This is a genomic window from Streptacidiphilus melanogenes, assembly GCF_000787835.1.
In the GTDB taxonomy this organism is placed as follows: domain Bacteria; phylum Actinomycetota; class Actinomycetes; order Streptomycetales; family Streptomycetaceae; genus Streptacidiphilus; species Streptacidiphilus melanogenes.
Genome location: NZ_BBPP01000083.1, coordinates 1 through 13,938 on the forward strand (window position 1 = coordinate 1; position 13,938 = coordinate 13,938).

Genomic DNA, 13,938 nt, shown 5'->3' on the forward strand with positions numbered 1-13,938 from the left:
GCAATCGCTGAGCATTCTTCGCAACTCCTCGGCCCGCCCCAGAGACAGGCCCGCAGCCACCCTTAAATCCTCCACACTGTGCACGAGCTCCTCCAACTGCTCGACCACACCGGCCACCAGCCGCGTGGACAGTCCGGCCTTCGCGCCTCCCTGTCCGCCCGGCCCGTCCGCTTCCCCCGCCTGCCAGCGATCCACTGCGCCCCCCAGCACCGTGCCGTTCCCTTCAGCGGGCGCGGGAGGGCCCCGAAGAAGCCGCCCCCCAGCGGTATCCCGTCCCCGGCACCACCGCCGGGCCGGGACAGTGTCACACATCGCTTCCCATCCCTCCCACCCGGCAGCCAGCGTCGCTGTCCGCACGCGATCGGACGACGAGGCCCCAGGCACCCCGAAAGGTCGTGATGGGAAGTTGTGTTCGACGTACTGTCTGATTCTGTGAGTGCGTTGATAGTTGTCTCGGGCTTCGTCGCCCTGCTGGACGAGCGGTACCAGCGGATCGGCGAGCGGCACCCCTGCAGGTTCCAGTGGTGGAGTCTCGCTCCCGGCACCTGGACGGTGCGCCTGCTGGAACCGACGGAAATCCCCTTCCCGTCCACCAGCGAGAGCGCCTGGTACCTCGCGTACTACGGAGAAAGCGGGGAACGCCTGTTCATGTGTCCCCTCCTTGGTCGGCCACTGACCGGAGTAGACCTTCGCCTCCAGTGACGCTGCCACCGCCGGATGCGGACGGTCGACTCCCCCGAGCGGCCACTGCCGAGGTACCTCGTGTCGGAGTCGGGGGCGCACTCACCATGAGGGCGAGAGCGCCACGACGCAAACAGTGAGGTGGCGTCCTTCTGCCCAGGTTTGATCAATAATCGACGGAGATGACACCCCGACAATCCACCTGGCCGGACCGGGTCCGCTGGGCGCCGGCAATCGTCGTTGCGACCGCGATCGTCATCGGCGTCGTCGCCCCGCCGGAATACGCCGGCGGGCCGCTCCTGGCGGCCGGCTGCGTGGCGGCGGGGGCGTTGCTGCCGTTCGGCAGGGCCCTGCTGGTGTTGGGCGCGGTGTCGGCGACGGTTTGCCTGGCAGCGGTTCGGGGTCGGCTGGGGCAGCCGGTGGGCAACGCAGAGCCCTGGACGTAAGCGCCGCGGGCCTGGTGGCGGTGGTGGTCAACTGGCTGGCCACCTACCAGCGCCGGCGACTGGAGACGGTGCGCACCGTGGCGGAGCAGGTGCAGCAGGTGCTGCCGCCGCAGCCCGACCGGCTGGGGGACCTTCAGGTCGCCGCCCGCTACGAGGCAGCGCAGGCGGAAACCCGCGTGGGCGGAGACCTCCGGGGTGGCCTCGCCCATCTCGCGGTAGAAGTCCATCCAGGGTCCGGCGGGCAGGGCGGCGGCGACCGCGTTCTGGGTGCGCGCGATCGGCGCGTGGTGGGCGCCGTGGATCGGCTGCGCGGACATCGGGGCACCTCGTTTCCTGCTCAGGCACCCTCGCCCTACCGCCGTCCAGGGCGCCCCGGGCAGCAGGCGGGCCGAAGCGGTTGCGCCGCCTGGCCATGGCCCTGTTCAGGCACGTTAGAAGTGGCTGGCCACTTCTGGCATGATCGGTTTGCTGCAAGGCGCTGGCCGCCGACCCGGAGGCCTTCCTCGCCGGCCTGGAGGTGCACTGGCCGGAGCCGAGCCGGATCGGCTGGCCTCCCCAGCCGCGGGCGAGCCCGGGGGCCTGCGGTGACCGGCCAGTGCTGCGTGGTCCTGGCCGGCGGCGACGCGCCACCCGCGAACCAGGCCCCGTCTGGTCAGGACTTGCGCCCGGAAGGGCAGGGCCAAGACCACACCACGCCGCTGACCCGCCATCGCGGCGAAGAACGCGAACGGCAACTTGCCCGTCGTAGATGCCGGGCAGGGGCCCAGTGAGCAACTCCAGGACCAGGCCGTGGGCGGTGAGGTTCTCGTGCCCGGCACCGTCACGCGGGCTCTTGCTCCGGGGTAGGCGTGGGAGTTGTCGGCAGCTGGTGGAGCGGGTCTGGGATTCGGTCGCCGAGTCGCAGCAAGCCGACCCCGGTCAATGCGAGCGCCAACGCGCCTCCCCACCAGACGACATCGGGTGAAGTGTCGAGCAGTGCGCCGCCGACCGCAGGTCCGAGCGCCACACCCACCATGAAGCTCAGGCCGTAGAGAGACATGTAGCGGCCGAGCAGATGGGGCGGCGCGAGGTCGGCGACGAGGGGGCCAAGCACGACGAACTGTGCGCATTCGGCAATCGCGATCACGATGGCGACCCCGGCCAAGATGCTCGTTGCGGTCAGGGTCGAGCGCGTCAGCGGTGCGAGCAGGACCGCGAGCAGGCCGATCGCGAACAGCCCACTGGTCGCCGCCAGAGCGTGGGTGCGTCGCATCCGCTTGACCACCCGGGTGGCCGGAACCTGCGCAACGACGATGAAGGCAGTGTTGAGGAACCTGACGAGGCCGATTTGGCCCGGCCCGACGCGGGTGTGTGCGACCGCGAACGGTGCGAGGATGTCGCCGTAGAACGCGCCGCCGACCATGACGAGCACGACGTTCGAGGCGATCAGCAGCAGCAGCAGGCGATCACCAGCCACGGCTCGGAACCCCGTGCCCTTCTCGATGGCCGGCGCAGCCTTCGTATGACGAAGATTCGGAATCCCCACGAGCAAGATCAGCGCGAATACAGCGAAGGTGACGCCGTCGAACAGGTAGAGCCCCTGGAACGCGCGCAGATGACTGTCGGACGCGACGATGAGGCCGGCCACGGTCGCGCCGATGCCCATGCCGAAATTGCCAGCGACCCGGCGCAGCGCGATCGAGGCGGCGCGCTGCCGCGCCGGCACCAGGGTCAGCGTCAGAACCTGACCGGCGGTCTGCGCAAGCCCAAAGCCGGCGCCGCCGACAGCCGAGCAGCCGAAGGCTTGCCAGGGACGGTCGACGAACGCGAAACCGGCATAGCCCACCGCGCTCGCGAGACTCCCGACGATCAGCAGCGGCTTCGCGCGGAAACGGTCGAGCAGCGCCCCCGACGGGAGCGTCACGATCGCCGCCGTGCCCATGACCGCCGCCAGCACCAGCCCCGCCGTCGCCGTGGAGAAGCCGCGAAACTGGTGCAGGTAGATGATCTCGAAGGGGGCGATCAGTCCCGTGCCGAAATAGTTGAGTGCGGTGCCGGCTTGAAGGACAAGGACAGGCCCCGACAGCCCGGTCCGCCATACGGCGAACACACCTGCGAGCGGCCTGCGGACCTGCGGCGAACTCCCGGCTGACTTGCGCATCGTCGGTATCCCTAAGAACTGGAGGGCCGTGCCGATCGCCGGCTCAGGCGATCCGCTTCCACCAGTTAGAACACCGTGCGAACGTCAGATTCATCGCTGCAGTCCAAGGCACTGCCGACCTGAGACTCGCCCGGGTCAGGTGATCGCGGTGGACACGGCGGCCAACCTGAAGCTCGTAGAGCCCCTGCTGGGCTTGTGAAGCAGCGTCGGAGCGGCCCGCTATTCCGCCGCCGGCCGAGTCTTCCTGATGGTCCCCGGGAGGCCGAAGGCCGCGAATAGGCTCTTGTCCCCGAACTTCGCGAGCGACGACACGCGCTGCCTGGCGACCGACACCACCATGATCGCGGTCGCTCGATACACGTCGGCGTCCGGATCCCAACCGTAGTAGCCGAACGCCGCGGAGCCGTTGGCCCGGGTGGAGACCACCGTGACCCCGTCGCCCCAGACGCGGATGAGGTAGTCCGCGATGGCGCGCGAACCTCGCATTTCAAAGGGCTCCGGAGGCATGGTCAACCTCGCGTCATCGGTGAGCAGCGCGACGATGCGTTCGACATCTCCGTCTTCGAGCGCGTCGACGAAGCGCTCCACCGTCTCCGCCTCCTGGCTCGAGCGCGGAAGGGCCACCTGATCGCGATCTCGGGAGGGCACAAAGGCAGCGCGTGCCCGCTGGAGCGCACTGTTCACTGACGCTCGAGTCGAGCCGATCATCTCGGCTACCTCGGCCGCCGAGAATCCCAGGACATCGCGTAGGACAAGAGCGGCGCGTTGCTGGGTCGGAAGACGCTGGAGCCCGGCCACGAACGAAAGGGCGATCGACTCCCTGGCTTCGAACCGAGCCTCGGGACTCGTCTCGACATGCGCGACGAGGGCATCGGGGTACGGCTCCAGCCACCAGGGCACATCAGAGTGCACCAAACCGGCAGACAAAGAGGATGGATCGACCACTTTGGCGTCCCGATGCCGGCGCGTACCGTCACGAAGGTAGTTGAGACAACGGTTGGTGGCGATGCGGTAGAGCCAGGCCCGAAGCGAGTGCCCGTCGAAGCGATCGAGTGCCTGCCAGGCTGACAGCAGCGTCTCCTGGAGCAAGTCCTCGGCGTCGTGGAACGAGCCAAGAATCCGATAGCAATGCACCTGGAGGTCCTGACGGTAGGGGTCAGTGAGCTCGGCGAAGGCGTCGCTGTCTCCCAGCCGGGCCCGGACCAGCACCGAATCGGTCATCCAGCCACCCCTCCTCTCCTGGGACACCTTCTCTGCAGGTTGTAACACCGTTGCCCTCCCAGACTCATCGTCCGCTGCTGTGCGGTGTGTCATGGTCGGTCGCTCGTGGAAGCTGTCGGACCGTTCGGCGTCCCGCAGCCCGGCAACGCCCAGGACGGCGAATCGGCCGCGCCACTTACGCACCGTGTTCACGCTGACCTCCAGCTCCCGCGCGATCGCTCCGCTGGCGAGCCCGTCCGCCGCCTCGAGCACGATTCGGGCCCGCAGCATCGCCCGCGCCTCCGACCTCGCCGAAACCGACGTCCTCATCAACCGCTCGCGGACCTCGGTCACCAGCACCACCGCGACCGCCGTCCCCGCCCGCTGCCCACCCTTCACGACCAAGATCATGGCGAGCCCACGCCCGCACTCGGCAGGATGGGGCCGTGCCGAAGAACCCGCCGGACTCGATGCAGCACCACCTGCGCCAGCGCCTGAACCGTCACGCCTGCGGGCGCTGGCCACAGGTGAACGCCATCACGGTCCGGTTCCGCGCCGGATTCGCCTACGTGGATGCCGAGTTGCCTGGCGAGCAGACCATCCGGCTGTGCCGCCTGCGGTTCACCGGCATGCTGCACACCTGGAGCTTCGCTCTCTACCTGGCCAGCAATGACAGCTACCAGGACAACATCCTGCCCAACGGACTGCCCGCCGGCTCCCCTGAAGAAGCCCTCGACTGCGCCGGCAATCTCTACCTCAACACTCCCGCACCCGGCGCTTCCGGGCTGATCCGAGTGCTGGCGGGCCTGGTCGTCCTCGTCGGACCGCCAGCCTCGGGCAAGACCAGCTTCGTGCGGGCACTGATCGCGAGTCGGCAGATCGAGGAGGAAGCCGTGGTATCCAGCGACGAGATCCGCGCAGAGCTCTTCGGCACCTCACCCGCAGAAGCGGACTCCGAAGCGGCAGACGCTCGGATCTTCGAGGAGCGTGACCGCAGGATCGTCGCCAGGCTCGCTTCCGGACACAGCGCGGTCGCCGAGTCCACGAACGTCACCCCCCAAGCGCGCGCACGACTCATCGCCATCGCCAGGCGCTTCAACAGCCCGGTGACCATGTTGCGATTCGACCCGGACGTCACCGATCTTCTCCAGCAGCACGCGGGACGAGGCCGCACTGACATCACCGCCACAGACGTCCGCGCCTACGCCGCGATCATGGCCCGACATGCCGCCGCAGACCAACTGCGCTCTGAGGGCGCAACCGCCGTCCACGACGTCCCCGGACGTCGCCAAGGAACTACGCCCGCCGAAGCCGCCGCGCGCTTCTTCTTCGTCTGACAGATCCGACACGTCCAGGCTCGCCTTCCGGTGGCCCCTAAGGGCTGTCCCGTATAGCGGTTGAACAAGGAGGGGCGTCGACTGGCGGTCAGCCGAAGAGCAGGTCCACGTCCTTCTCGATGCAGACCTGCAGGACGACTACGAGTTGGCGGACGTCCTCGATGCGGCGCTGCCAGATGGGATCGCCCGGGTCTTGCGCCATCGCTGCGATCTCGTTGAGACGGGGCAGGATCGCAGCGCACTGCGTCGGCGTGAGATCGGGGCCGTCACAATCCGAGTGGTCGAGGAGTGGTGCCAGCGTCGTGGAAACGTCACTCCAGGCACGCTTCCCCCCGAAGCCTTGCATCTCGTCGAGGGTGAAGCCCTCGATGTTGGCCAGCCACTCCCGGAACATCCCGAAGCCGGTGTACGACCAGCAGATGTCCGGGCTGTCCGTGTTGTCGTCTCCGGGAAACAGAACAAGTCCCACCACATACTCCTCGTCGACCGAACGCACAGGATCGGCCACGGGTGGGGAAGGCTGCAACTGAGATGATCACCGCGTGGCTGGTGTGATCACGGCGTCGGAGCCGTCATGGATAGGCCCGTTCATCGGGCTGGGTCCGCGCGAATTCCAGAAGCTGGTCACGATGCTCCGCCGTGAGGGGGCCGACATGGTGCGCCGGGGCCGCCCGTGGGGTCTGCCGCTGGAGGACCGGGTCCTGCTGGTCGCCGCCTACTGGCGTACAAACCTGACGCTGCGGCAGCTCGCGCCGCTGTTCGGGGTGTCCAAGTCGGCGGCCGGCCGGATCATCGACCACGTCGGGCCGCTGCTCGCACTCAAGCCCCGGCGCCGGTTCCGCGAGGGCACCGTGCTGATCGTCGACGGCACCCTGGTTCCCACCCGCGACCACGCGATCGCCGAGAAGTCGAAGAACTACCGGTACTCCACCAACCACCAGGTCGTCATCGACGCCCACACCCGGCTGGTCGTCGCGGTCGGCAAACCCCTGCCGGGCAACCGGAACGACTGCAAGGCATGGGAGGAGTCCGGCGCGAAGGCCGCCGTCGGCCGGACGACGACCATCGCCGACGGCGGCTATCCAGGCACTGGACTCGTGATCCCGCACCGCAGGCCGCCCGGCGGCGAGCTCACCGACTGGCAGGCCGAGCACAACCGCGAACACAAGCAGGTCCGCGCCCGCGTCGAGCACGTATTCGCCCGCATGAAGACCTGGAAGATCCTCCGCGACTGCCGCCTCAAGGGCGACGGAGTCCACCACGCCATGCTCGGCATCGCCCGCCTGCACAACCTCCTGCAGGCCGCGTAGGCGAAGCGCACCCAGAGGCGGACCACCCTGTCGCGGTCCATCGGAGATTCATTACGGGACGACCCTTAGGCTGCGTCGGCCGTCCGGCGCATCGTTACGAAGGTCCATACGGCAGCGCTGGGCGGCTGCGTAGGGGCGGATGACCCTGGTGCCCCTTGCCTGTCGCCGTGTCCCGCTGACCACGGGCACCTGGGCCGACCGCGGCTCCGTGTCATCCGGACGCCGACGGGCCGGCCGATGCGAACGCAGTCGTGCAGGGGTCGAGGGAAGCGATGCTTCAGCTGGTGGTGGCCGCCAGCTCGACGGGACCATGCTCGGGGGCGGGGAACTGGGGCGGTTGGGCGGGCAGGAACGCGGCAGCGAGCAGGGCGCCTGCGACAGCGACGCACGCGGCGACGACACAGCCGGTGCTGAGGCCGTGGTCGAAGGCGGTGATCGCGGCTTGGCGGACGGCGTCACCGAGGGCTGGCTGGCCGTGGGCGGTGAGTTGGGCTGAGACGGCGAACGCGGCGCCGACGGACTGGTGGGTGGTCTCGGCCAGCGGGTGGGGCAGGGCGGGGGGCAGGACGCTGGTCAGGCGGGTGCCGTAGACGGAGGCGTAGACGCTTCCGATGATCGCGACGCCGAGGGTGCCGCCGAGCAGCCGGGTGGAGTCGTTGACGGCGGATTCGACGCCCGCCTGGTCGGCGGCGACGGCGCCCATGATGGACTCGGTCGCGGGCGCGGAGGTCAGGCCCATGCCCAGGCCGTAGACGACCATCTGAGCGGCGATAACCCCGTAACTGAGGGTGGGGGAGATGTCGCTCGCGACCCAGAAGTAGAAGCTGGCCTGCAAGGCCAACCCGGCCATGACGATCACCTTGGTCCCGGCCTTCACCGCGAGCCTGGTCCCGAGCGTCGACCCGATCGCGACGGCGAACGCGACCGGCAGCAGGTGCACCCCGGCGGACAGCGGGCTGTAGCTTCGGACGAACTGGAAGAACTGCGTGATCAGGAAGATGAACCCGAGCAGGGTGAAGAACGCGATGGTGACCGCCGCGCTCGCGGCGCTGAACCGCATGTCCTTGAATAGCCGCACGTCCAGCATCGGCTGCTCCGTTCGCCGCTCGCCGACGATGAACGCTGCCAGCAGCACCACCGACCCCGCGAACCCGGTCAGGGACGCCGGTGACGCCCAGCCCCGGTCGGGCGCCTCGATGATGGTGTAGACGAGCAGCCCCATGAACGTGCCGGACAGGATCAGTCCCCAGTAGTCCAGGCGGTGCGCGGCCGGGTTGCGGGAGGCGGGCACGAATGCCGCGACCAGGGCGATGACGGCGAGCGAGGCGGGGCCGAGGATGTAGAAGATGCTCGACCAGGTGTAGTGCTCCAGCAGGAAGCCGCCCACGATCGGCCCGAGTGCGATCGCGACGCCGGCCGTCGCGCCCCACAGGCCGATCGACAGAGCCCGCTCCTTGCGGCTGGTGAAGACACCGGTCAGCAGCGCGAGAGTGGGCGGGAACGTCATGGCGGCGCCCAGGCCCATCACGGCGCGGGCCGCGATCAGCCCCCCCGGAGTGCCGGCGTAACCGCCGACAAAGCTGGCCGCGCCGAACACCACAAGTCCGGCGATCAGCATGCCCTTGCGGCCGAACCGGTCGGAGAGGCTGCCCGCGGTCAGCAGCAGCGCAGCGAACACCAGGTTGTAGGCGTCCACGACCCACTGCAGCTGCGAGGTGGAGGTGCCCAGTTCACGGGTCAGCGACGGCAGTGCCACGTTGACCAGGGTGGTGTCGAGATTGATCAGGAAGGAAGCCAGCAGCAGCACCGTGAGCACGAGCGGCTTCGAAGGCGTTCTCGTCATGGTTCAAATATAGACACAGTTGCTTTAGTTTTTCTATCACTCGCTTTACATGATGCAGTACGCTGGGCGCATGCGGAGCTATGGCCAGTACTGTTCGATCGCCCGGGCACTCGACGTCGTGGGGGACCGCTGGACGCTGCTGATCGTCCGGGAACTCCTTCTGCAGGGCCCGTGCCGGTTCACCGACCTGCGCAACGGCCTGCCGGGCATCGCGGCGAATCTGCTGTCGTCCCGCCTGAAGGAGCTCGAGGCCGCCGGGCTGATCACCCGCGAGGACGCACCCCCACCGATCGCGACCGCCCTGTACCGGCTGAGCGAGACCGGCCTGGAGCTGGAGCCGGTCCTGAAGGCGCTCGGGCTCTTCGGGCTCAGGTTCATGACCGAGGAACGGCCCGACGACGCGTTCCAGGCGCGCTGGCTCGCCTACGCCCCGCAGTGGTTCACCACCGACACCGATCCGGATGCCGCGCCCGCTGTCATCCAGCTGTGCGCGGGCGGCGAACTTGCCTTCATCGAGTTGCGAGAGGGCCGGGTCCGCACCCAGGTCGGCCGAGCGGCCGACCCCGACCTCGTCCTGGACGGTCCGCCTCGCAGCGTCCTGGGACTGCTCAGCGGCCTACTCGACCTCGACAGCGCCCGCCAGCTCGACCTGACCGCCACCGGCCGACTCGACCTGCTCACCCGCCTGCAGCCGGTCCCGCAGGACCACACGCCCGTCCAGGAGCAGGCCGGCCGCTGACGCGCCGGCCCGACCCGCACCGCCGGCGCGAGACCCGCCTCGTGCGAATGCCGTTGCTGCGGCCCTGGCACCGCGGGGGCAACGGCTTTCTCAGGTGGCCGGGCGACCCGTGGGCTGTGGGTCGTGCGGATCTCGGGCGCCGGGAAGGGGCTGATCCGCGCCGACGCCCTGCGATGGCGTGGTCGCCGCCTCGGGCGCCGGGCCGCGCACGGCGCCCATGACGAGCGGCGCGATCGCGGCAGCCGCCGCCGAGACGGCCATGAAGATCCAGACGTGCTGGGAGCGGGCTAGCGAGGGCAGGCCCGTGCCGAGCAGCCCGACCATGATCGACGTGCCGACCACCATGCCGAGCTGGCGCGCCATGCTGACCGCGCCCGAGCCCGTGGAGGCCTGGTGCGCCGGCAGGGCCGCGGTTGCGGCGGCGGTGAGCTGCGGCAGGGCGAGGCCGACCGCGATGCCGGAGACGACCCAGGGGCCCAGCATCTGCGCGGCGTAGCCGGGCCGGTCCCCGGTGGCGGTCGCCTGCCACAGTGCGCCGCCGGCGAAGGGCAGCGCGCTCCCGGGAAACGCCGTGTCCGGCTGGACCGGCGTGTGGCACACCGGTGGAATCGACTGGACCCGCTATCTCCTGCAGCGGGCGGGAGGACTGGTCCTGGTGGCCGGTGGCGAATTGCTGTGGGCAGGCACACGAGATAGGGCAGTCGCTGCGGAAAGTCGAGCAGTGCCTGCGGCAGCTGGGCGGCGGCGCAGGTCCAGTCATGGTGGCGGACAAGAAGATCGCGTGGCCAGAGCAGCTGTCGCTCGGTGCGGACGGGTTGGGCAACTTGCTGGACTGCATTCGCACCCTCATGGGCGAGTCGATGGAGGCGCTGATCCACCACTTCAAGCTGGTGACGGAGGCCTTCCGCGTCGTCTCCGACGGCGGTACCCGGCCATACCGGATGCACTTCCGCGACCCGAGCTTCACCAACCTGCAGACAGTGGCCGCGATGTGCGAGGGCGGGCAGGCCGCGGACATCACCGTCGCGGTGGCCGGCATCGACCCGGTCATGGGCGGCGTGGCCCGGTGAAATCCGCGTGAGCGCGATCGTGTTGCGCGGGATCCCCGTCCACAAGCCGCGCAGCCTGGCCCAACAGCTCATCCCTCCAGACCTACCAGCCAGACAGGGCCGGGGGGTGGGTCTGGGTGTTTGGGCCGGATCAGAGTGCGTCGATGGCGGCCGCGATGCGTCGCGCTGCGCTGGTGAGGATCTGGGGGTCTCGCATGGTGTTGGCCAGCAGTGCGCTGCCCTCGTAGGCGGCCATCAGGTCCAGTGCGAGCTCATGCGCGTCGTCGCGGCCCAGTGCCTGATACTGCTGTTCCGCCCACGCGATGGGCAGGTGCATGAGGTCGGCGGCGGGACTGGGCTCTTCGTCGCGCTTGTCGAGCTCGGAGCACAGTGTGCCCAAGGGGCAGCCGAACTGGGCGATCAGCTCGTGCTGGGCGGCGAACTCGCGCACCAGGGCCTTCAGGCGGCTCTTCGGGTCGTGGTGACCGGCCTCGATCCCCGCGAAGCCCGCCTGCATCTGCTCCGCGTGCGCATCGATGACCGCCGCGATGACGTCGTCCTTGGTCTTGAAGTAGTAGTACACGCCGCCCGTGGGAACGGCGGCGAGCTGCGCGATCTCCGCCAGGGTTGTGCGCTCGACGCCCTGCTGGTGCAGCAGTTGGGCCGCCGCGTTGAGCAGCCGCCTGCGCTTGTCCGACCGCGAAGCGGTGGCGGGTCGTTTGGGTCGTTGGTCAGTCATCTCATGCGTCCGGTCGGCTGGTGCGGTCTTGAGGACTGGGCGTGGGTGCCACGCTGGTCGGCGTTCGGTGCCCAACCTTAGCGATCGGGTCGACTCGGTTGGTCCTCGGCGGTTGCTGTGCCGACGGTCGCGGCGTGAGTCCCGCCTTCGGGTCGGCGTTGACCATCACGACCGGCGCGGACTGGCGGGTGTTCTTGATGCGCAGCGCGAGCAGCGCCGCGGCTGCCATCACGATGCTGCCGACCAGGAGCGCGCGGTGGTATCCGGCGTCCGACGCCACGATCTGGGGGACGTGGGCGGCCAGCAGCTGGTCGGTGCGGGCGGTGGCGGCGACGGACAGGACCGCGAGACCCAGGGCGCTGCCAATCTGCTGGGAGGAGTTGAGCAGCCCTGCCGCCAGCCCGGCCTGCTGGGACGGGACACCGGCGTTCGCGGCGGCGGTGATTGACACGAACACGGCCCCGGCTCCCAGTGCCATCACCATGAAGCCGGGGAGCAGATCCACAAGATACGAGCCGTGCAGCGGAGCCCGGGACACGGCGAAAATCCCGACGGCGGCAACCAGGCAGCCCCCGGTGACGATGGGGCGTGTGCCGATGCGCGGGATCAGCTGCGAGGTGACGGCGCCGGCCACGGCGAACCCTGCGGTGATCGGGAGATAGGCCGCTCCGGCCTTCAGGGGTGAGTAGTGCAGGACTTCCTGCATGTAGAGCGTCGCGTAAAACAGCAGCGAGAAGAAGCCCGCGAAGGCGATGAGCTGGGTGAGATCGGCCGCGACGAGGCCCTTCACCCGCAAGATCGCCAGTGGCAGGAGCGGGTTGCTGCTGCGCCGTTCGTTGCGCACGAACAGCAGGAGCAGGACCACGGATCCGGCCAGGGCGAGGATAGTCTGGCCAGATCCCCAGCCAATTGCCGGCGCACGCACCAGGCCGTAGACCAAGGCGAGCATGCCGCCGGTGACCAGGACCGCACCGGCGGAATCGAAGGCCCTGTCTCCAGTGCCCTGGCTCGCGTGGTCCGCGGCCAGCAGCGCGATCGCTGCGATGGCCACGGCCACGGTGATCGGCGGATTCACGAAGAAGACCCATCGCCACCCCGGCCCCTGCGCGAGAACCCCGCCGAGGAAGACGCCGGCCGCGGCCGCCATGCCACTGACCGCGCCCCACACGCCGAGTGCTGTGGTGCGCTCCCGGCCCTCGCGGAAGCTGGTGGTCAATTGCGACAGCGCGGCTGGGGCCATCAGTGCCGCGCCGAGCCCTTGGACCAGCCGGGCGGCAACCAGCAGGCCCGCACCGTCGGCCAGCCCCGCGACCAGCGAGGAGATGCCGAACACCGCTAGGCCGGCAAGGAGCATCCGGCGCCGACCGAGCAGGTCGCTGAGCCGCCCGCCCAGCAGCAGGAACCCGCCGTACGTCAGGATGTAGCCGCTGGCCACCCACTGCAGGTTCTGCTGGGAGAAGTTCAGGCTGCGCTGGATGGACGGCAATGCCACGTTGACGATCGCCGCGTCGACGATGTCGAGGAACTGCACTGCGCAGAGCAGTACCAGCGTCATCACGCCGATTCTCGACCGGAGCGCCAGCTGTCTGCCGGCACCGCCAACCAACGGTTCGGCCTGCTCCACCTTCGCCTCACCGGCCGGCCCAGCGGCCGGCACAGCTCCTGATCCGTCCAACGACTCCGCGGCGACCATGGCGTACACCCCCTGGTCTAGTAAGTGAGCTAACTCACTTACTAGACCAGCTTGCCCCTGCTGTCAAGTGAGCGCACTAGCTCACTACCGGCGTCGGGCCATCAACAAGCTGATCCGACGCGCGAGCGGTTCCGCCCGGGGAGGTCTACGTGACGGTGGAGTGCCGGAGGGGCGAGCTGGGCCTGCACTTCGTCTCCGACGGAGACCTGGGTCCTTGGTGGGCTCGGAGCGTGGAGCGGTGGTCCGGGGCGTGTCGGCGCTCGGGAGATTCCCCAGGCCGGTTCCGTGGACCCGCGGTGTTCGCGGGAGAGCGTGGCGGGTTGGGGCGTCGGCTGTCGACCCGGGGACGTCGGTTGTCGACCCGGGGGCGCCGGATGCCGGTCCGGGTGTGGGCTGGCTGCGTTGGTGGTGGGCGTGGGGGCGGGGAGCTGTGGCTGTTCGCGTGGATCGGGCGTGGGTGGCCCGGGGCCGGTATCGCGGGTGAGGGCGCGGCAGTTGGGTGCTGCTGGGATTCGCTGCCGCGGGTTCGGCGCTGCGCGCGGCGGGGGAGCGGGCAGGGGCGGTCCCGGGAGCTGTGCAGTGCTGTGCTGTGCTTGTGTCAGCGCGGCGCGGGTTGCCGTGGTTGGCGGTTGGCGTGGGTCGCGTCGTCGGCGTGTGGACCGTGGTGGGCGGTGTTCTTTTTGGGTGTGCGGTTGACAGGTGCTGGGGGCGGTCGGGTGGGGGTGGGGTTTGTCCGGCGGGCCGGGCGGCTGGCTGGGGGG

At 69.4% G+C, this 13,938-nt stretch carries 13 protein-coding genes and 1 pseudogene; 5 read left to right on the forward strand and 9 right to left on the reverse strand.

Annotated features, from left to right (window positions below):
• On the reverse strand, positions 1–195 hold a 195-nt coding region (locus TR49_RS46200; protein WP_236653739.1), incomplete at its 3' end, for a hypothetical protein.
• A gap of 237 nt (positions 196–432) precedes the next feature.
• On the opposite strand from TR49_RS46200, the gene TR49_RS38535 reads away from it, so the two are divergent.
• Positions 433–702 (forward strand): hypothetical protein, encoded by a 270-nt coding sequence (locus TR49_RS38535; RefSeq protein WP_152627699.1) that lies wholly within the window; start codon positions 433–435, stop codon positions 700–702.
• Between the two features lie 145 nt (positions 703–847).
• Here TR49_RS38535 and TR49_RS38540 read toward each other — a convergent pair whose 3' ends face one another.
• The 3 genes from TR49_RS38540 to TR49_RS38550 form a co-directional block, all read right to left on the reverse strand.
• Positions 848–1,444, reverse strand: a complete 597-nt coding sequence (locus tag TR49_RS38540) for a hypothetical protein (protein WP_042390899.1) — start codon at positions 1,442–1,444, stop codon at positions 848–850.
• A gap of 503 nt (positions 1,445–1,947) precedes the next feature.
• On the reverse strand, positions 1,948–3,267 hold the full coding sequence (locus TR49_RS38545; RefSeq protein WP_084725844.1) for an MFS transporter: 1,320 nt from the start codon (positions 3,265–3,267) through the stop codon (positions 1,948–1,950).
• Between the two features lie 219 nt (positions 3,268–3,486).
• Entirely contained in the window at positions 3,487–4,866 is a 1,380-nt protein-coding gene (locus TR49_RS38550) for an RNA polymerase subunit sigma-70 (RefSeq protein WP_236653740.1), read from the reverse strand.
• 47 nt (positions 4,867–4,913) lie between these two features.
• On the opposite strand from TR49_RS38550, the gene TR49_RS38555 reads away from it, so the two are divergent.
• Positions 4,914–5,804 (forward strand): ATP-binding protein, encoded by an 891-nt coding sequence (locus tag TR49_RS38555; protein WP_042390903.1) that lies wholly within the window; start codon positions 4,914–4,916, stop codon positions 5,802–5,804.
• 88 nt (positions 5,805–5,892) lie between these two features.
• On the opposite strand, the gene TR49_RS38560 is transcribed toward TR49_RS38555, so the two are convergent.
• Entirely contained in the window at positions 5,893–6,312 is a 420-nt protein-coding gene (locus tag TR49_RS38560; protein WP_369405372.1) for a hypothetical protein, read from the reverse strand.
• A 34-nt stretch (positions 6,313–6,346) separates the two neighbouring features.
• On the opposite strand from TR49_RS38560, the gene TR49_RS38565 reads away from it, so the two are divergent.
• Complete coding sequence (locus TR49_RS38565) at positions 6,347–7,114, forward strand: transposase (protein WP_084725846.1); 768 nt, start codon at positions 6,347–6,349, stop codon at positions 7,112–7,114.
• Between the two features lie 277 nt (positions 7,115–7,391).
• On the opposite strand, the gene TR49_RS38570 is transcribed toward TR49_RS38565, so the two are convergent.
• Positions 7,392–8,957 (reverse strand): DHA2 family efflux MFS transporter permease subunit, encoded by a 1,566-nt coding sequence (locus TR49_RS38570; RefSeq protein WP_042390909.1) that lies wholly within the window; start codon positions 8,955–8,957, stop codon positions 7,392–7,394.
• A gap of 70 nt (positions 8,958–9,027) precedes the next feature.
• Here TR49_RS38570 and TR49_RS38575 point away from each other — a divergent pair, with 70 nt between their 5' ends.
• On the forward strand, positions 9,028–9,696 hold the full coding sequence (locus tag TR49_RS38575) for a winged helix-turn-helix transcriptional regulator (protein ID WP_042390910.1): 669 nt from the start codon (positions 9,028–9,030) through the stop codon (positions 9,694–9,696).
• Between the two features lie 90 nt (positions 9,697–9,786).
• Here TR49_RS38575 and TR49_RS38580 read toward each other — a convergent pair whose 3' ends face one another.
• Positions 9,787–10,296, reverse strand: coding sequence for an MFS transporter (locus tag TR49_RS38580; RefSeq protein ID WP_042390913.1), 510 nt, complete (start codon positions 10,294–10,296; stop codon positions 9,787–9,789).
• A 59-nt stretch (positions 10,297–10,355) separates the two neighbouring features.
• On the opposite strand from TR49_RS38580, the pseudogene TR49_RS38585 reads away from it, so the two are divergent.
• Positions 10,356–10,766, forward strand: a pseudogene (locus TR49_RS38585) (NADH-quinone oxidoreductase subunit D-related protein); the annotation flags it as partial.
• A 130-nt stretch (positions 10,767–10,896) separates the two neighbouring features.
• Here the strand turns inward: TR49_RS38585 and TR49_RS38590 are convergent.
• Both TR49_RS38590 and TR49_RS38595 read right to left on the reverse strand, forming a co-directional pair.
• The gene (locus TR49_RS38590) at positions 10,897–11,484 is read right to left on the reverse strand and encodes a TetR/AcrR family transcriptional regulator (RefSeq protein ID WP_042390915.1); all 588 of its coding nucleotides are present in this window, start codon (positions 11,482–11,484) and stop codon (positions 10,897–10,899) included.
• Position 11,485: 1 nt separating this feature from the next.
• A complete protein-coding gene (locus TR49_RS38595; RefSeq protein WP_063770269.1) occupies positions 11,486–13,039 on the reverse strand; it encodes an MFS transporter in 1,554 nt (517 codons plus the stop codon).
• Between the last annotated feature and the right edge of the window lie 899 nt (positions 13,040–13,938).

What these genes read in the sequence shown, in the direction of transcription:
- TR49_RS38590 (WP_042390915.1), bottom strand. Translation starts at nt 11,484, where the DNA reads ATGACTGACCAACGACCCAAACGACCCGCCACCGCTTCGCGGTCGGAC.
- TR49_RS38570 (WP_042390909.1), bottom strand. Translation starts at nt 8,957, where the DNA reads ATGACGAGAACGCCTTCGAAGCCGCTCGTGCTCACGGTGCTGCTGCTG.
- TR49_RS38545 (WP_084725844.1), bottom strand. Translation starts at nt 3,267, where the DNA reads ATGCGCAAGTCAGCCGGGAGTTCGCCGCAGGTCCGCAGGCCGCTCGCA.
- TR49_RS38540 (WP_042390899.1), bottom strand. Translation starts at nt 1,444, where the DNA reads ATGTCCGCGCAGCCGATCCACGGCGCCCACCACGCGCCGATCGCGCGC.
- TR49_RS38595 (WP_063770269.1), bottom strand. Translation starts at nt 13,039, where the DNA reads ATGACGCTGGTACTGCTCTGCGCAGTGCAGTTCCTCGACATCGTCGAC.
- TR49_RS38575 (WP_042390910.1), top strand. Translation starts at nt 9,028, where the DNA reads ATGCGGAGCTATGGCCAGTACTGTTCGATCGCCCGGGCACTCGACGTC.